Annotated in this window: 14 protein-coding genes; 13 read left to right on the plus strand and 1 reads right to left on the minus strand. The window is 46.7% G+C overall.

Annotated features, from left to right (window positions below):
• Positions 1 to 266: 266 nt before the first annotated feature.
• The 12 genes from RT034_RS10670 to RT034_RS10725 all read left to right on the plus strand — a co-directional run bounded on the left by RT034_RS10670 (position 267) and on the right by RT034_RS10725 (position 12,979).
• On the plus strand, positions 267 to 1,091 hold the full coding sequence (locus RT034_RS10670; RefSeq protein ID WP_409566379.1) for a M48 family metallopeptidase: 825 nt from the start codon (positions 267 to 269) through the stop codon (positions 1,089 to 1,091).
• 257 nt (positions 1,092 to 1,348) lie between these two features.
• The gene (locus tag RT034_RS10675; RefSeq protein ID WP_060996159.1) at positions 1,349 to 1,804 is read left to right on the plus strand and encodes a DUF441 domain-containing protein; all 456 of its coding nucleotides are present in this window, start codon (positions 1,349 to 1,351) and stop codon (positions 1,802 to 1,804) included.
• A gap of 203 nt (positions 1,805 to 2,007) precedes the next feature.
• Positions 2,008 to 2,343, plus strand: coding sequence for a BolA family protein (locus tag RT034_RS10680; protein ID WP_050325258.1), 336 nt, complete (start codon positions 2,008 to 2,010; stop codon positions 2,341 to 2,343).
• Positions 2,344 to 2,432: 89 nt separating this feature from the next.
• Entirely contained in the window at positions 2,433 to 2,798 is a 366-nt protein-coding gene (locus RT034_RS10685) for a SirB2 family protein (RefSeq protein ID WP_062333276.1), read from the plus strand.
• A 29-nt stretch (positions 2,799 to 2,827) separates the two neighbouring features.
• The gene (locus tag RT034_RS10690) at positions 2,828 to 3,223 is read left to right on the plus strand and encodes a hypothetical protein (RefSeq protein WP_100270703.1); all 396 of its coding nucleotides are present in this window, start codon (positions 2,828 to 2,830) and stop codon (positions 3,221 to 3,223) included.
• Positions 3,224 to 3,652: 429 nt separating this feature from the next.
• Complete coding sequence (locus RT034_RS10695; RefSeq protein ID WP_313016535.1) at positions 3,653 to 5,389, plus strand: AMP-binding protein; 1,737 nt, start codon at positions 3,653 to 3,655, stop codon at positions 5,387 to 5,389.
• Positions 5,390 to 5,477: 88 nt separating this feature from the next.
• Positions 5,478 to 7,094, plus strand: coding sequence for a carboxyl transferase domain-containing protein (locus tag RT034_RS10700; RefSeq protein ID WP_313016537.1), 1,617 nt, complete (start codon positions 5,478 to 5,480; stop codon positions 7,092 to 7,094).
• A gap of 102 nt (positions 7,095 to 7,196) precedes the next feature.
• Positions 7,197 to 7,991, plus strand: a complete 795-nt coding sequence (locus RT034_RS10705) for an enoyl-CoA hydratase/isomerase family protein (RefSeq protein ID WP_313016539.1) — start codon at positions 7,197 to 7,199, stop codon at positions 7,989 to 7,991.
• A 110-nt stretch (positions 7,992 to 8,101) separates the two neighbouring features.
• Positions 8,102 to 10,198, plus strand: coding sequence for an acetyl/propionyl/methylcrotonyl-CoA carboxylase subunit alpha (locus RT034_RS10710; protein ID WP_313016541.1), 2,097 nt, complete (start codon positions 8,102 to 8,104; stop codon positions 10,196 to 10,198).
• Complete coding sequence (locus tag RT034_RS10715) at positions 10,195 to 11,115, plus strand: hydroxymethylglutaryl-CoA lyase (protein ID WP_313016543.1); 921 nt, start codon at positions 10,195 to 10,197, stop codon at positions 11,113 to 11,115. Before RT034_RS10710 ends, RT034_RS10715 begins: the two co-directional genes overlap by 4 nt.
• A 13-nt stretch (positions 11,116 to 11,128) precedes the next feature.
• Positions 11,129 to 11,764 (plus strand): hypothetical protein, encoded by a 636-nt coding sequence (locus RT034_RS10720; protein ID WP_313016546.1) that lies wholly within the window; start codon positions 11,129 to 11,131, stop codon positions 11,762 to 11,764.
• A gap of 39 nt (positions 11,765 to 11,803) precedes the next feature.
• Entirely contained in the window at positions 11,804 to 12,979 is a 1,176-nt protein-coding gene (locus RT034_RS10725; protein ID WP_312522897.1) for an isovaleryl-CoA dehydrogenase, read from the plus strand.
• A 96-nt stretch (positions 12,980 to 13,075) separates the two neighbouring features.
• Here the strand turns inward: RT034_RS10725 and RT034_RS10730 are convergent, their stop codons facing one another.
• Positions 13,076 to 14,089 (minus strand): adenosine kinase, encoded by a 1,014-nt coding sequence (locus tag RT034_RS10730; RefSeq protein WP_313016547.1) that lies wholly within the window; start codon positions 14,087 to 14,089, stop codon positions 13,076 to 13,078.
• Between the two features lie 286 nt (positions 14,090 to 14,375).
• On the opposite strand from RT034_RS10730, the gene RT034_RS10735 reads away from it, so the two are divergent.
• Positions 14,376 to 17,342: an insulinase family protein gene (locus RT034_RS10735; RefSeq protein WP_313016549.1), complete on the plus strand. Its 2,967-nt coding sequence runs from the start codon at positions 14,376 to 14,378 to the stop codon at positions 17,340 to 17,342.
• Positions 17,343 to 17,417 lie beyond the last annotated feature (75 nt).

Here is a 17,417-nt window from a genome sequence, read left to right on the forward strand (position 1 = left end):
TTTCACTACGTCAATTATGGCTGGGTCTAGTGAGCATACTTTTTAGACCACAGCCGTTTTTTTTAAATCATTATTGTCTTATTAATTTTTTCCTTTTTACTCATAATTATTAGCTTGTTTTATCACACTCTGAAACACACTATGTATCTATCGTTACGCAATTACTGCAAATCTCAGCAAACTGTTTTTTAATGACTTCGCTATAATGCGTCTAAACCTTCCTATTTCTCTTAGTCCTTTTTGCTGTATTTGGAGATAACGATAAGATGAAAATTTCAAAAAAACTCATGATGTCAAGTCTGGCGGCATCGGTCATTGCGGTAGGTGCCACCGGTTGCTCAACCACCACTGACACGGGTGCGATTGGCGTTGACCGCAATCAGTTGTTGGTAGTATCCGACCAACAAGTGCAACAACTTTCTAATCAAGCTTTTCAACAAGAAATTGCCGCCGCCCGTGCCAAAGGTCTGCTTGATACCAATCTGGCTCAGTTGGCACGTTTAAAGAGAATTTCTCAGCGTTTGATTGCACAGACAGGTGCCTATCGCAACGATGCAAGACAATGGCCTTGGGAAGTGCATGTCATTAAGAGTAATGAGCTCAATGCGCATGTATTACCCGGTGGTAAAATTGTCTTTTACTCAGGTATTATCGATCGCTTGAGTCTAACCGATGCTGAGATTGCTGCCATCATGGGTCATGAGATGGCGCATGCATTGCGTGAGCATACCCGTGAGCGCCTATCGCGTGACGTAGCGACCCAAACAGGGATTGGTATTGCCGCGAGCGTCTTAGGCTTATCTCAAGGTCAGGCACAGTTAGCAGGCTTGGCTGGGGATTTGGGTATTTCCCGTCCCAATAGCCGTACCCAAGAAACGGAAGCGGATTTGATGGGGCTAGAGTTGATGTCACGGGCAGGTTACGACCCTAATGCAGCAGTTAGCCTATGGCGTAAAATGCAGAGTGCGGGCGGTCGCGGCGAGCCACCTCAGTTTTTAAGTACCCACCCTGTGAGCTCAACACGTATTGCCACCATTCAATCATTACTACCACGGGTGATGCCATTGTACCAACAAAGCCGTTACCGTTAATTTTAACTTCGTATGTCATAAGCCAATATTCAGTTGATATTGGCTTTTTTAGTGAGGAAATTTAGTGATCAAAATAACGGGTTGATTAAAAATTTGCTGATCTCTAATAATCCATAGCCCCTCACTTTACCCAACAAGCTAGCCAGCCTAACAAGTTGTCAAAAAACCGATTGATTGAAGTTTTTTAAATATCTCAACAGCACAGCGACATTGTCAGTGGCATAATAAGCGTTTGGTCACAGTTATAGAGTAAATTCATGAATCAGCTTGATATTAATTTGCTAGTCTTGTTCGTCATTTTGGGCTGCGGTATTTTTGTGCACAATCCCACGATTTGGGTCAGTGCGACTGCGCTGATTATCATCAAATTTTTACCCCACAACCAACCTATCTTTTCTTATATCCAGCAATATGGACTCAACTTAGGTATTTTGCTGCTTACCATTGCCGTCATTGCGCCCATCGCCTCCGAGCAAGTCAGTAGCAAAGCCTTGATGACCTCTTTTGCCAGTTGGCGCTCATTATTGGCCATCGCCGTGGGATTGCTGGTAACTTGGCTGGGCGCAAGAGGGGTGAATTTAATGAAAGTTGACCCCAACGTGGTCACGGGGCTGATGATTGGCACAGTAGCAGGGGTGGTATTGTTTCGCGGGGTGGCGGTCGGTCCGTTAATTGCCGCGGGTATTTTATCCTTGCTATATTGGTCGAAGTGAATCATAGAAGCTAGTAAGTTATCAAAGATAGAGAAAATTTGAGTGGTATTGACACAAGATTATTTTTGCCAGTCGCACCAATTTGATAGATTAGGCTGCCTTAAAACTATGCTAAAATGGCTAAAATGCGGTAAGTAGTGACCAGTTGGATTTGTCATTGGCTACCCATTTTCGATGAATAAAATCAGTGAACCGAGGACGACATGAGTCAACTTGCTACCCCGATTGCCGATGCCGTGACAGCGCGTTTGCAAACGTTACAGCCCAGTGTTTATCAGCTAGAAAACGAGTCGATGCGCCATGCTGGCTATTTTGAAGGCAAAGAAACCCATTTTAAACTGACCATTGTCAGTGAGGCATTTGCAGGCAAACGCTTGGTACAGCGTCATCAGTTGGTGTATGGACTGATCCATGCGTTACTATCACAAGGCGGTGGGCAAATTCACGCGTTTTCAATTCATGCTTATACACAAGCAGAATGGCAAGCGGTTGGGCAATCTCCTGAAAGTCCCAATTGCGCAGGACAAAACGCAGGGTAACATACAGATAAAAAAGAGTGTCAACATAAGCTAAAACCACAGACCTCTTGAGTTGATTTACGCTATATTATTATAAAAAAGGTTGATGTATGAAACACGCACATATGCTGATGGCATTAATTTTAATTGCCTTATTCTTGTGGCAAGCCGTATTGGTATTTACCGCACCAAAAGGACAAGGCTTGCCAAAATCTGCCAAAATCGGCGCACACGTGATGTATGCCTTGGTGATTTTAACAGGCGCGGTGACGGCGATGCCATTATTTGGCGCAGGTATAGTGCCGCATTGGTTGATTGCCAAGATTGTGTTACTCATTGTTGCCATTTCAGCGACTGTCAAAGCCACGCGGCAGACGACTACGCCCAATCAAGCCAAAATAGGTATGTTGATTGCTTTTATTGCCTATATGGGTATTTTGACGCTGGCATTTGTTAAACCGCTCAACCTATTTTAAGGCTGCAGCAGTAAACATAAGGGAGTAGGATGATGAAAAAATTAGCTATCTCAATACTTTTAGCGGCTGCCACTACGGCAGGTTTGACAGGGTGTATGACCACGCCTACCCCTGAATACGTATCCGCCAACAATTACCAAAGCTATGACTGTGTTGCGCTTGCCAATGAATACACGCGCGTCAATCAATACATTGATGCCAATGCCAATCAGCGCACAGGTTTGCAGGCTTCAGGCATTGGGATTGGCGTATCGGGCAATCGCCATGGTATTTATCCTACTGTGAGTGTCGGCTTAGGCTCAATCAATGGCGGCAACCGTCATAATCTATCGATTGCTATGGGACAACGTGATGCGATGCTACAAGCCGCTCGCTTGAAACAATGCCCATTTGCTACCGGCATTAAACTCTATAGCGAAAAATAATTTATTCCATTTTTTACCCTGTTGAGTATAGAACCCATCTTTCATAGTGAGATGGGTTTTTTTATGGTGAGCCAAATCAGTGGCTTAGGTGCAGTAAGTGTCATTGAATACTTATTGAATATTTTTTTAGCCTAAAGATAATTTTTATTTCGATAAAGATTGTCTCGTTTTAGATTGACAAGTCCATAATTTATTGATTAATATGTCACATATTGATGATTAAACACAGTAAAATTTTAAAAAAATGAATTAAAATAATTGTTATAACAATACTTTAAGTCAAGGAATACTTGGGTATTAATCAGTGGGTAAAAATTTTTACTCAGGTAAGCACGAAGTTTTCACTAGCTTTCGTATAAACCCTTAGTAAACACCCCCAAAAAAACGATAGAAAAACACGATAAAAAACACGATAGTAAGGATGCTACCATGACCAAAGACGTGCTAACCCTGCCACGCATCGTAATGGGTGCGAAATCTGCCAACGCCCCACTCACCCAAAGCTATGATAAAGGACCGGTCACGCCACTGATAGAATTGACCATTGGTGATTTTTTTGATCAGATGGTGGAACAAAACCCCGATAAAGAAGCCTTAGTTTCTGCTCACCAAAACATTCGTCTCACCTACCGCGAACTACAGCGTAAAGTCAATCAGCTAGCCAGCAGCATGATTCGTATGGGTCTGCAAAAAGGTGATCGCGTGGGTATTTGGTCACACAACAACGTTGAATGGGTCATCATGCAATTGGCGACTGCCAAAGCCGGTATCATACTGGTTAACATCAACCCCGCGTATCGTATCTTTGAGCTTGAATATGCCATCAACAAAGTCGACTGCCAAGTGCTGGTATTGATGCGTCACTTCAGATCTAGCGACTACGCGGTGATGCTGCAAGAGCTTGCACCTGAAGCGCGTCACCAAAGCTACCAAAATTTAGAGCTCGTGCAATTACCCAATCTCAAACGGGTCATCTGGATTGACAGCCCAGAGTCCACTGAGGATTTTAGCTATATGCAAAAATTCTCAGCGTGGATTGCCGAAGGCGATGCCGATGACCCGGCAGTGGCGGAACGTGCCAAAAAGCTCAACCCCAATAACCCCATTAATATCCAATTTACCAGTGGCACCACAGGCACGCCCAAAGGCGCGACGCTTACCCACCGCAATATTTTAAACAACGGTTATTTCATCGGTGAAGCCATGAACCTCTCTGCCGATGACCGTCTGTGTATCCCTGTCCCGCTCTACCACTGCTTTGGAATGGTACTGGGCAACCTTGCCATTTTGACCCACGGTGGCACGATTGTGTATCCCAATGATGGCTTTGACCCCATCACCGTACTTGAAACCGTGCAAAACGAACAATGTACAGGTCTGCATGGGGTACCGACCATGTTTATCGCCGAGCTTGACCACCCAGACTTTGCCAATTATGACTTATCGACTTTGCGTACCGGCATCATGGCAGGCTCAAGCTGTCCGATTGAGGTCATGCGCCGCGTGATTGACCAAATGCACATGAAAGAAGTCACCATTGCCTATGGCATGACCGAAACATCACCGGTATCTTGTCAAACCAACCAGCACACGCCACTTGAAAAACAAGTCTCAACCGTAGGTCTGGTACAGCCAAACCTAGAAGTCAAAATCGTCAACCCAGAGACAGGCGAAACGCTTGGCATCGGTGAGACAGGCGAGCTGTGTACCAAAGGTTACTCAATCATGCTCGGCTATTGGAATGACACCAATAAAACGGCAGAAGCCATTGTCGATGGCTGGATGTATACCGGTGACTTGGCAACCATGGACGAAGAAGGCTATGTCAAAATCGTCGGGCGTAGTAAAGACATGGTGATTCGCGGTGGTGAAAACATTTACCCTGTTGAAATCGAAAACTACCTATACCGCCACCCAAAAATCCGTGACGTCCAAATCGTGGGCGTACCTGACAAGAAATTTGGTGAAGTCCTTGCCGCTTGGATTATCCCCAAAAAAGACAGCAACTTAACCGAACAAGACATCCGTGATTTCTGTAAAGATCATATTGCACACTATAAAGTACCGACTTACATGAAGTTTGTCGATGAGTTCCCCATGACCGTTACGGGTAAAATTCAAAAATTCAAAATCGTGGAAGCGATGAAACAAGAATTGGGACTCTAAATTTTCAACTTCATCAAAAACTTAACATAAATACAAAGGGCATCGGATAGCAATTTAGCTGCACCCTTTGACAGAATTAGGATTTACAATGACGGTTATTCAAAGTAAATTAAGCCCAAATGGTGCGGAGTTTCAAGCCAATGCCGCTGCCATGCAAACTATCGTTGATGACCTCAAAGCCAAACTTGCGGTCATTGCTCAGGGCGGTTCAGCGTCTGCCCGCGCCAAACATGTAGCTCGGGGTAAGCTATTGCCGCGTGAACGTGTCGAGCGCTTGCTAGATGCTGGTACGCCATTTTTGGAAGTATCACCGATGGCAGCGTATGGCATGTATGATGCCGATATCCCTGCCGCAGGCGTGATTGCTGGCATTGGTCGTGTCGCTGGTATTGATTGTATGATTGTGTGTAACGATGCCACCGTCAAAGGCGGCACTTACTACCCGATGACGGTCAAAAAACATTTACGAGCGCAAGAAATCGCGCGAGAAAATCGCTTGCCATGTATCTATTTGGTGGACTCTGGCGGCGCGAACTTGCCCAACCAAGATGAAGTATTCCCAGATAAAGACCACTTTGGTCGTATCTTCTTTAATCAAGCCAATATGAGCGCCGAAGGCATTCCCCAAATCGCCGTCGTGATGGGTAGCTGTACTGCAGGTGGTGCCTATGTGCCCGCCATGAGTGACGAGTCGATTATTGTCAAAGATCAAGGGACGATTTTTCTGGGTGGACCGCCACTGGTCAAAGCTGCCACAGGTGAAGAAGTGACCGCCGAAGACTTAGGCGGTGGCGATGTACATACCCGTCTGTCAGGGGTGGTTGATCACCTTGCCCAAAACGATTTACACGCGTTATCACTGGCGCGTAACATCATCGGCAATTTAAACCAACAAAAAAAACCCATCTACCACTCTACCGCGCAAAAAACCCCGCGTCCACCCAAATACGACGCCAAAGAATTGTACGGTATCATCCCCACTGACACCCGTAAGCCATTTGATATCCGTGAAGTCATCGCTCGCATTGTCGATGGCAGTGAGTTTGATGAGTTTAAAGCCCGTTTTGGCACGACGCTGGTGTGTGGTTTTGCGCATATTGAAGGTATGCCAGTGGGTATTATCGCGAACAACGGTATTTTATTTAGCGAATCAGCCCAAAAAGCCACCCATTTTATCGAGCTATGCTGCAAACGTAAAATTCCGCTTGTGTTTTTGCAAAATATCACAGGCTTTATGGTCGGACGCAAATACGAAAACGAAGGGATTGCCCGTCATGGTGCCAAAATGGTGATGGCGGTTGCCAATGCCAAAGTGCCGAAGTTTACCGTAATTGTCGGCGGCTCATTCGGCGCGGGTAACTACGGTATGTGTGGTCGTGCGTACAGTCCACGTTTCTTGTGGATGTGGCCAAATGCGCGTATCTCGGTGATGGGTGGCGAGCAAGCCGCGTCGGTATTAGCAACGGTCAAACGCAGCCAATACCATGCCAAAGGTGAGCACTGGTCAAGCGAGGACGAAGAAGCGTTCAAAGCGCCAGTGCGTCAGCAATTTGATGAGCAAGGTCATCCGTATTATGCCTCGGCTAGACTGTGGGATGATGGCGTGATTGACCCAGCTGATACCCGACAAGTATTGGCACTCGGTTTAAGTGCCGCTTACAACGCACCGATTGAAGACACCACCTTTGGTGTATTTAGAATGTAATTTTCAGCGTGTAAAATCAGAAGTCTTGGTTGTTTGTTCTGTCACCATTGAGCAAGCATCAAAAAAGCTTCAACTTTACCCAACAAAAAAAGGAAAAACACGATGAAATTACCGACTTATGACAGCCTACTGTTAGACATTGACCAGCATGTAGCGACTATTACCCTCAATCGCCCCGACAAACGCAATGCCTTTAATGACGATGTCATCCAAGAACTGACCGATGTGTTTCAATTTTGCGCTGAGCAAGACGAAGTGCGTGCGGTGGTATTGACTGCCAATGGCAAAGCCTTCTGTGCCGGGGCAGACCTAAACTGGATGCGCGCGATGGCGGATTATAGCCACGATGAAAACTTAGCAGACGCAGGCAAGCTTGCGCAAATGCTAGCCACCATCTACCACTGTCCAAAACCGACTGTCGCTGCCATTCAAGGCGATGTATATGCCGGTGGTATGGGTCTAGTCGCCGCTTGTGATATCGCCATTAGCGTAAAAAACGCCAATTTTTGCTTAAGTGAGGTCAAACTTGGCTTGATTCCTGCGACCATTAGCCCGTATGTGATTCGTGCGATGGGTGCAAGAGCCGCGCATCGGTACTTCTTAACCGCTGAAGTATTTGATGCCAAAGAAGCCAAAAAAATCGGTTTTATCCATGAGCGGGTGGATGAAGAAGAGTTTACACAAAGCCTCGATAACTTGGTCAAACACTTGGTTAACGCCAGCCCAAATGCTGTCAAGGTGTGTAAAAAACTGGTGCAGGATGTGGCGTATGCCGAGATTAATGAGCAGTTAATCAAAGATACCGTTGCAGGCATTGCTGATATCCGCGCATCTAATGAAGGTAAAGAAGGCGTACAGTCATTCTTGCAAAAACGTAAACCAAGCTGGCTTAAATGACGCAGGTAAAATAACTGAGATAAAAAGCTGGATTTTATAAGCCAAATTTTATAAGTATGCCAAGTTAGATTCGCGGTGATGCGGTCTTGAAAAAATAAAAAGGGACGATTATGTTTTCAAAAATCTTAATAGCCAACCGGGGTGAGATTGCTTGCCGCGTGGCAGCCACCGCCAAAAAATTGGGCGTGCGTACCGTTGCGGTATACTCAGACGCTGACCGCTTTGCCAAGCACGTAGCCGTGTGTGATGAAGCCATTTATATAGGCGGTTCTGCGCCCAAAGACAGCTACCTGCGTTGGGAGCGTATCTTGGAGGCTGCCAAACAGACAGGCGCACAAGCGATTCACCCAGGCTACGGGTTTTTGAGTGAAAACGACGAATTTGCCCAAGCGTGCGTGGATGCGGGTTTGGTGTTCATTGGCCCCCCAGCGTCTGCCATCACCGCGATGGGGCTTAAAGCCGAATCCAAACGCTTGATGGAAGCTGCCAATGTACCACTCATTCCAGGGTATCATGGCACCAACCAAGACCCTGATTTTTTACATAGCGAGGCCGACAAAATTGGCTACCCTGTGCTAATCAAAGCCAGTTCTGGTGGTGGTGGCAAAGGGATGCGGTTAGTTGAAAAAACCGAAGATTTTATTGATGCACTAGGCTCATGTCAACGTGAAGCCATTAGCAGCTTTGGCAATGACAGCGTATTGATCGAAAAATACGCCCTGCGTCCGCGCCATATTGAAATTCAAGTCTTTGGCGACAGCCATGGCAACTATGTGTATTTATTTGAGCGTGATTGCTCGGTACAGCGCCGCCACCAAAAAGTGCTCGAAGAAGCCCCTGCCCCCGATGTCAGCGTGGCAATGCGGGAGGCGATGGGTGCGGCGGCGATCGCGGCGGCAAAAGCGGTCAATTATGTGGGGGCGGGTACGGTTGAATTTATCGTAGAGCAACGTGAGTGTTCACCCGAAGATAAATTTGGCGGCATGAATTTCTACTTTATGGAAATGAACACCCGCCTGCAAGTAGAACACCCCGTCACCGAAGCCATTACCGGTACTGACCTGGTCGAGTGGCAACTGCGTGTTGCTAGCGGCGAGCCGTTACCAAAACAACAAGCAGACTTGACCATCAACGGTCATGCGATTGAAGCGCGTATCAATGCTGAAAACCCAGACAACAACTTCTTGCCCGCCACAGGTACGCTAAACGTTTACCGCACGCCAACTCACAGCGAGTTTAGTGTGTCAGATGTGCGCGTGGATGATGGTGTACGCGAAGGCGATGTCATTAGTCCTTACTATGACTCGATGATTGCCAAACTCATCGTCCATGCGCCAACCCGTGAGCAGGCGCTTGCCAAACTAGACAAAGCCTTAGCAGAAACCCGTATTGTCGGTCTGCCCAACAACGTGGCGTTTCTGCGTCACGTGGTGCAATCAGATTCGTTCAAGTATGCTAATCTTGACACTGCATTGATTGAACGTGAAAAAGACGTACTGTTTGGGCAGCAGCGTGGTGAGTTACCTTGGCTAGTAGCCACCGCGATTGTCAAAGAGCTTGCCCAAGAAGCGCAAACCCAAAACCACGACCCCTTTAGCAAAACTGACGCATGGCGCGCGTATAGCCACTATGAGCGTCCGTTTGATTTGGTGTATCACGATAAGCCATTGCGGGCGGTTATCAGCCAAATTAACGAGCAAGCCAAGGAACAAGCATTTCATCTAACGATTAACACCATTGCCAAAGCAGAAAAACAAGGCGCGGACGTTGTCACGCCCATCTATCAAGGCGATGTTCGTTATTTGCCCACTGCCGATGATACCTTCACGCTATGGCTAAGTGACGGAGAAACAGCCGGTAAGCGCCAACAGATGCAGGCTTGGCGACACAATGAGCAAGTATATGTGTTCTCAAATCATGCCAGCGATGTCATCACCTTGGTGGATAGCATGGCGCATGTGGGCGAGGAAGCCCAAGATGGCGGCAGCCTAAAATCGCCCATGCCAGGTCAAGTGGTGGCGTTTCGGGTGAATGTGGGCGATGAAGTGAAAAAAGGGCAAGCCCTAGCAGTGATTGAAGCGATGAAAATTGAGCATACCATCAATGCCCCTGCTGATGGCACTGTGGCAGAGTTGCTGTTCAAAGCAGGGGATTTGGTATCCGATGGCGATGAGCTATTAAAACTTGATACGGGCAGCCAATCATGAACTATCCAAACTTTGTCAAAATCATTGACGTGGGCGCAAGAGATGGACTACAAAACGAAAAACAAACCGTACCCAGCGACGTCAAAATTGAGTTGATTAACGGCTTGATTGATGCAGGGGTGCGCAAGCTTGAAGCCACTAGCTTTGTGTCGCCAAATTGGGTACCACAAATGGCAGACAATGATGCCGTATTAAATGGCATTAGCAAACGCGATGACGTGGTATATTCGGTGCTCACACCCAATATGAAAGGCTTTGATGCCGCCCTTGCCCACCGTGACCAATTTGCCAATTATGAAGTGGTGATTTTTGGCTCAGCGAGTGAAGCTTTTAGCCAAAAAAATATCAACTGTAGCATCGCTGAGAGTATCGAGCGATTTGCCCCGGTGGCTGACGCCGCCAAAGCGCATGGTATCAAGGTGCGCGGTGTCATCTCTTGTACCGTGGGCTGCCCGTATGAAGGAGATATTTCAGCCGATAAAGTCGCCTATGTGACAGAAAAACTCGTTGCCATTGGCGCTGAACATATTGGCATTGCAGACACCATCGGCGTGGGCACACCTATCAAGGTGCAAAAAGCGTTGGATGCTGCCTTGCGTTATATTGATATTGACAATATCTCTGGACATTTTCATGACACCTATGGTCAAGCGCTTAGCAATACCTTAGCGGCATTACAAATGGGTGTATGGCAGTTTGATACCTCGGTGGCAGGGCTTGGCGGCTGTCCGTATGCCAAAGGCGCAACCGGCAATGTTGCCACTGAAGATGTGGTATATCTGCTACATGGCATGGGTATTGAAACGGGCATTGACCTCGACAAACTGGTTGATGTCGGACAAAAAATTAGCGCGTTTTTGGGCAGACAAAATGGCTCAAAGGTGGCAACAGCGATTTTAAATAAACGTATTGGCTAGGATTACAGCAAAAATGGCTAATAATGCAAACTTGGAACTAGCAAAAAACACATCACAAGAAGTTGTTAAAATATTTTTTGACGAAATGTTAGATAGCTGGTTGGGTAAAATTTCTTTCGGGGTGTTTAGTTCTGCGATAAGGACGCGAAATAAGCTTATTGCTGATAAATTAGTAGAGAAGTTAAAAAATTCTCAAATTAATCTTGATGATGACCTAGTTCAAAGTAATGAGTTTATAGGCTATACCCTTAAAGTGCTAGCAGCTATAAATACCGCTACTAGACAAGCCAAAATAGATTATCTATTAAATATTTATATCAATGGTCTTTCTGATAGTGAATTTTATAACAGAAGTGAGAAATATTCAGAATTAGTAGATATTATTTCTACCCTCTCTGAAGACTCCATAGTACTTTTAATAGAAATTTATAAAGATTATATTGAACAAAATAAGGTCGAAGATAGTAATAATGCTATAAGAATTACTAATAAATTGCATATCAGTTATGAAGATTTTATATCAACCTGCTATTTATTATCAGGCAAAGGCTTGATAAGACAAGTACACTTAGTTAGTAACAGCTTTTTTCCAGTACCCACATCATGGCTCGAAAGTATTATTCACCTACTTGAAGTAGGTGGTGATTAAAAGCGTAATTTTTTAAACTTTAATAAAAGGAACTTAACCATGAATCTAGGACTCGATTACCAACTTGGCGATGACATCAACGCTCTACGCGAAACCGTCAAAGCCTTTGCCGATGCCGAAATCGTCCCACGTGCTGCCGAGCTTGACCGCACCGACCAATTCCCGATGGACTTGTGGCAAAAAATGGGCGAGCTTGGGCTGCATGGCATTACCGTACCCGAAACTTACGGCGGCGTGGACATGGGCTATGTGGCGCACATGGTCGCCATGGAAGAAATCAGCCGCGCATCAGGCTCAGTGGCGCTAAGCTATGGCGCGCACTCCAACTTATGTATCAACCAAATCAAACGCAACGGTACAGACGCCCAAAAACAAAAATACTTGCCAAAACTCATCAGCGGTGAATTCATTGGTGCCTTGGCGATGAGTGAGCCCGGTGCCGGCTCAGACGTGACCAGCATGAAACTACGTGCCGAAGACAAAGGTGGCGTATATGTATTAAACGGCTCAAAAATGTGGATTACCAATGGACCTGATGCCGATGTGATGGTGGTGTACGCCAAAACCAACCCAGAGCTTGGGGCAAAAGGCATCACTGCGTTTTTGGTAGAAAAAGGTATGAAAGGCTTTTATACTGCGCAAAAACTTGACAAACTCGGTATGCGCGGCAGTCACACAGGCGAGATGGTGTTTGACAATGTCGAAGTGCCAAGCGACAACATTTTGGGCGGTCTTAACAACGGCGTTAAAGTATTGATGAGTGGCTTGGACTACGAGCGTGCGGTACTTGCCGCAGGTCCCATCGGGCTGATGCAAGCGGTGATGGACAACGTCATTCCCTACATCCACGACCGCAAGCAATTTGGTCAAGCCATCGGTGAATTTCAGTTGATTCAAGGTAAAGTGGCGGACATGTACACCACCTTACAGGCAGGGCGCAGCTTTCTTTACACCGTGGGCAAAAACTTAGATATGCTAGGCTCAGACCATGTGCGCCAAGTACGTAAAGACTGCGCCAGCGTGATTTTGTGGACAGCGGAAAAAGCTACTTGGATGGCAGGAGAAGGTATCCAAATCTTTGGCGGCAATGGCTATACCAATGAATACCCACTGGGTCGTATTTGGCGTGATGCTAAGCTATATGAGATTGGCGCAGGTACCAGCGAGGTACGGCGCATGCTGATTGGTCGTGAGCTGTTCAACGAAACTGCTTAATTGATTAGCTTTATCAGTACAAGCCCTAGCTAAAACTAGGGCTTTTTTATTAGATTGTCAAAATAGGTTATCAAAATCCGCCTGATTAGCCATGCGCTATGTTAAGGTTGATTGTAAAATCGCTTGGTATTGCGCCGGTTTGAGACGGGGTCCGAATTGCTGAATGATTTGGCTTGCGACGCTACTGGCTAATTTGCCACAATCTGCCAACGCATGACCGTGCGATAGCGCGTATAAAAAACTGCCCGCAAAATTATCCCCTGCGCCATTGGTATCTAGCACTTGGTCAACGGGTAGCGATGCCACGTCAATCAATTTTGTTTCACGTGAAACATTGTCCCTTACCGCAATGATTGACCCTGCCGCGCCATTGGTCACCACTGCCATATTGGCAACTGACAATAACGCTGCTGCCGCTTGCGAGTGACTGGTTTGGTTGGTAAATAGCTGCGCTTCATCACAGTTACAAAAAACCGCATCCACGCCACCTTCTAGCATGGCATCAAGTCCTTCACGACCAAACTTGACCACTGCAGGGTCGGCAAAACTGACCGCGATTTTAGCCCCTTTGTCTTTGGCTTGTTGTTTTAGCTGGGCAATCGCCTGTTGTACCGAGGGTGACATGGCAAGATAACCTTCAAGGTATAACCAATCAGCATCATTGAGCGCATCAAACTCGATATCGGTTTCGCTGATTTCGGCTGAAGTGCCCAAATGCGTTTGCATGGTGCGCTCGCCATCTGGGGTCACCATCACCATACAACTGCCTGTAGTACCATCAGCAAATGACTTGGTAGATGTCTTGATACCTGCGGCATTTAAATCCGCCAAATAAAAACGCCCTGCCTCGTCTTCACCGACACGGCAAGCGTAAAAAGTATCGCTACCAAGGCTTGCGGCGGCATAGATACTGTTGGCAGCCGAGCCGCCGCCGGCTTGTTTGGTCGCGGTGATGTTTTGCGTGTTGAGCGAGGCGATGAGGTTAGCTTGCTCACTGTGACTGGCTAGGGTCATATTGCCTTTGGTCAGGCCTGTGGCGTTAAGCTGTGCATCGGTGACGACAAATTCACTGTCAACTAACGCGTTGCCGATGGCGACGATTTTTGCCATTGTGGTTCCTTTTTAACGATTTTGGAAAAAATAGAAAAGTTAAATTCAATGTGGTGTCATTGTAAATTAAAACCGTCAAAGTTAATATCTGAAAATTGGCTGACACGGGCAAATGATTGGCGCTGTGTTATCTGTGGTATCTGTGTTTTTTTGCCTTTATAAAGCAGGTTTTGACCCCATTTAACTCAAAATAAATCCGACAAAACTGCTATACTTTCTGTTTGTTTTTACAGTTGGTTTTGCTGATAAATTCTGACAAATATTATTATGACACACAGGTAACTTCATGCCCACAACCTCTCACGACTCTGCTTTAGATTTGACCCTACACCCTGATTTTACTCTGCGCTCTCATGAGCGCATCGATGCGCTATCGCTTGATGTGCTGGTGAGCGAACATAACGCCACTGGGTTGATTCATTATCATCTTGCCCACCCGAGTGATGAAAATGCCTTTATGATTGGTTTTCGCACCCAGCCGATGACCGACCGCGGTGAAGCACATATTTTAGAGCATACTAGTCTGTGTGGCTCTGAAAAATATCCCGTGCGCGACCCGTTTTTTAGCATGATTAAGCGCTCGCTCAATACTTTTATGAATGCGTTTACTGCGGCAGATTGGACGGCGTATCCGTTTGCCACCCAAAACCGTCAAGATTATTTTAACTTGTTGTCGGTGTATTTAGATGCGACATTTTTCCCAAGTTTAAATCCGCTCGATTTTGCCCAAGAAGGGATTCGAGTGGAGCTTGATGATGACGGCAAACCGCAGTATAAAGGCATTGTGTTCAACGAGATGAAAGGCGCGATGAGTGGCGAGATTGACCAGTTGTATCATACGCTGGCGCGTCATTTATTCCCCACAACCACTTATCACTACAATTCTGGTGGTGAGCCCGCTGCCATTACCGAGCTGACTCACGCTGATTTGGTCAAGTTTCATCAAAGTCACTATCACCCAAGCAATGCAGTGGTGATGAGCTTTGGCAATATTCCGGTGGCAGAGACCCAAGCCCGTATCCATGAGGATGCATTGGCGGTGGCAGGCAAAGCGTTTGCTAAAGGGCAAAAACACGCCTCACGACTCGAAAAATCATTGACCGCGCCAATCAGCGTGACGGACACTTACAGTGTCGACACGGTGAAACCCAAACAAACCCATCACGTCATGGCATGGTTATTACCATCGATTTTAGACGGCAAGCAGCGTCTGGCTATGCGATTACTTGAAGGCGTATTGGTTGAACATGCAGGTTCGCCGCTGCGGGCGTATCTTGATAGCCATCCGCTGGCATCTGCCCCAACGCCGCTACTGGGCTTGGATGACAGCCATTATCAGATGGTGTTTTATGCGGGTGTGCGTGGCTCTGAGCCTGAGCATGGCGATGCCATTGAGCAAGGGATTTTGGACTTACTCAAACAAGTGGCGAACCAGCCTGTGGACAGTGAAGCGATTGAAACCATTTTGCACCAAATCGAAATCGACCAACGCCATATCGGTGGCGATAGTATGCCATATGGTCTAAATTTGATGCTAGAAGGCTTTAGTACTGCTATCCACGACGGCGACCCCATGCATGTGTGGGATATCGATGAAAACCTAAACTGGCTACGTGAGCAAGTACAAAACCCTGATTTTATCGCCGATTTGATTCGCCGCTTTTTGCTCGACAATCCGCATCGCGTGCGTTTGACACTCATCCCTGATGCGAGCAAATCTGAGCAACAAGCCAAGGATGAGCAAGCCAAACTTGATACCATTGAAGCGGCACTGACCGATGACACCCGTAATGCGCTCATCAGCCAAGCCAAAGCCCTTGCCGAACGCCAAGCTACGCCTGATGATGTGGATTTGCTACCCAAAGTGGGATTGGCGGATATTCCTGCCCAAATTCAATTTAAAACAGGTACAAAACGCGATATCATTTTAAGTGGTGTGCCAAGTACGTTGTATGAATATGAAGCAGGCACCAATGGTCTGTATTATTATCAAGTGATTATGCCCCTAGCCGGTCATGAAGCGCTCATCAATCACCCAGATTTACCAACGTATCTGAGCTTGATCAGCGAAGTGGGCACGCGCAAACACGATGCCTTGGCATTTCAAGCGCGGCAAGCACGCCATTCAAGCGGTGTGACTGTCAGAATCAGCCAGCGCACATCGCCAGACAACCCCGAAAAAATGGATAGCTTCTTGGTGGTCGCTACCCGCTCATTGTCACGTAAATTTGAAGCGATTGAGCTGCTTAAAGAAGTGCTCAACGACACTATTTTTACTGAATATGCGCGGATGGAAGAGCTACTGACCCAAAAACAAATGGGCTGGCAATCGCGCCTTGCCAATGCAGGTCATGCGTATGCCATGCAAACAGCGAGCCGTAACACCAGTAAAATCGCCCGTCTTGAATATGTACGCGGTGGTTTGCCTGCATTAAATAGCTTAACTGAATTTTTGCAGCAAGCGGAGCAAGATAGCAGTGCGTGGCAAAAGCTGGGAGAGCGCTTAGCCAGTTTACATAGCTACATCAAAGCCCTACCAAAACAAGCGCTCATCATCGCCGAAGCAGAGATATTACCGACGCTGCAGCAAGCGATTAGCGAGAGCTGGCAAGCGCCTGTTGACGAGCCTACCACTACCTTAATCGAATCGCCCATTACCACTGACGGTCGCGATATCGCGTGGCTTGCGCAAACCAATGTGTTTCATCATGCGCTTGTCTTTGATGCCGTGCCGACCAACCATCCCGATGCCCCTGCCTTGATGGTGCTCTCAAGCGTGCTACGCAACAACTATCTGCATCGTACCATTCGTGAGCAAGGCGGCGCGTACGGCGGTGGCGCGAGCTATGATAGCAATGCTTGCTCTTTCAAGTTTTATAGCTACCGTGACCCACGTGACCAAGCCACGTTTGATGATTTTTTGGGTAGTATTGATTGGTTACTCGCGCAAACTACAGGCGAAAAAACCGATGCTTGGATTGAAGAAGCGATTTTAGGATTGATGGCAGGCATGGACAAACCCGCAAGCCCGGCGGGTGAAGCGGTCAAGGCGCTGTTTGCTGAGTTACATGGTCGTGGCAAAGAGTGGCAACAGGCGATGCGTGCCAAAATCTTGGCGGTCAGCCTTGATGATTTACAGCGCGTGGCAAGAACTTATCTTAAAGACAAGCCTTACACACGCGCAAGCCTTGCGCCGTTTGATAAAGCTGAACTCATGCAAGACATGGGTTTTCAGATTGAAAAAGTGCTATAACAAACGTAACAATAAAATTAGGTAGTGGTATGAAAAGTATGCTGGTATAGAAATAAAAAAGACAGCTTGAGAAAA

The organism is Moraxella sp. CTOTU48841 (genome assembly GCF_032061225.1).
Classification (GTDB): domain Bacteria; phylum Pseudomonadota; class Gammaproteobacteria; order Pseudomonadales; family Moraxellaceae; genus Faucicola; species Faucicola cinerea.

What these genes read in the sequence shown, in the direction of transcription:
- RT034_RS10725 (WP_312522897.1), top strand. Translation starts at nt 11,804, where the DNA reads ATGAATCTAGGACTCGATTACCAACTTGGCGATGACATCAACGCTCTA.
- RT034_RS10690 (WP_100270703.1), top strand. Translation starts at nt 2,828, where the DNA reads ATGATGAAAAAATTAGCTATCTCAATACTTTTAGCGGCTGCCACTACG.
- RT034_RS10670 (WP_409566379.1), top strand. Translation starts at nt 267, where the DNA reads ATGAAAATTTCAAAAAAACTCATGATGTCAAGTCTGGCGGCATCGGTC.
- RT034_RS10715 (WP_313016543.1), top strand. Translation starts at nt 10,195, where the DNA reads ATGAACTATCCAAACTTTGTCAAAATCATTGACGTGGGCGCAAGAGAT.
- RT034_RS10735 (WP_313016549.1), top strand. Translation starts at nt 14,376, where the DNA reads ATGCCCACAACCTCTCACGACTCTGCTTTAGATTTGACCCTACACCCT.
- RT034_RS10710 (WP_313016541.1), top strand. Translation starts at nt 8,102, where the DNA reads ATGTTTTCAAAAATCTTAATAGCCAACCGGGGTGAGATTGCTTGCCGC.
- RT034_RS10700 (WP_313016537.1), top strand. Translation starts at nt 5,478, where the DNA reads ATGACGGTTATTCAAAGTAAATTAAGCCCAAATGGTGCGGAGTTTCAA.
- RT034_RS10730 (WP_313016547.1), bottom strand. Translation starts at nt 14,089, where the DNA reads ATGGCAAAAATCGTCGCCATCGGCAACGCGTTAGTTGACAGTGAATTT.
- RT034_RS10675 (WP_060996159.1), top strand. Translation starts at nt 1,349, where the DNA reads ATGAATCAGCTTGATATTAATTTGCTAGTCTTGTTCGTCATTTTGGGC.
- RT034_RS10695 (WP_313016535.1), top strand. Translation starts at nt 3,653, where the DNA reads ATGACCAAAGACGTGCTAACCCTGCCACGCATCGTAATGGGTGCGAAA.
- RT034_RS10680 (WP_050325258.1), top strand. Translation starts at nt 2,008, where the DNA reads ATGAGTCAACTTGCTACCCCGATTGCCGATGCCGTGACAGCGCGTTTG.
- RT034_RS10685 (WP_062333276.1), top strand. Translation starts at nt 2,433, where the DNA reads ATGAAACACGCACATATGCTGATGGCATTAATTTTAATTGCCTTATTC.
- RT034_RS10705 (WP_313016539.1), top strand. Translation starts at nt 7,197, where the DNA reads ATGAAATTACCGACTTATGACAGCCTACTGTTAGACATTGACCAGCAT.
- RT034_RS10720 (WP_313016546.1), top strand. Translation starts at nt 11,129, where the DNA reads ATGGCTAATAATGCAAACTTGGAACTAGCAAAAAACACATCACAAGAA.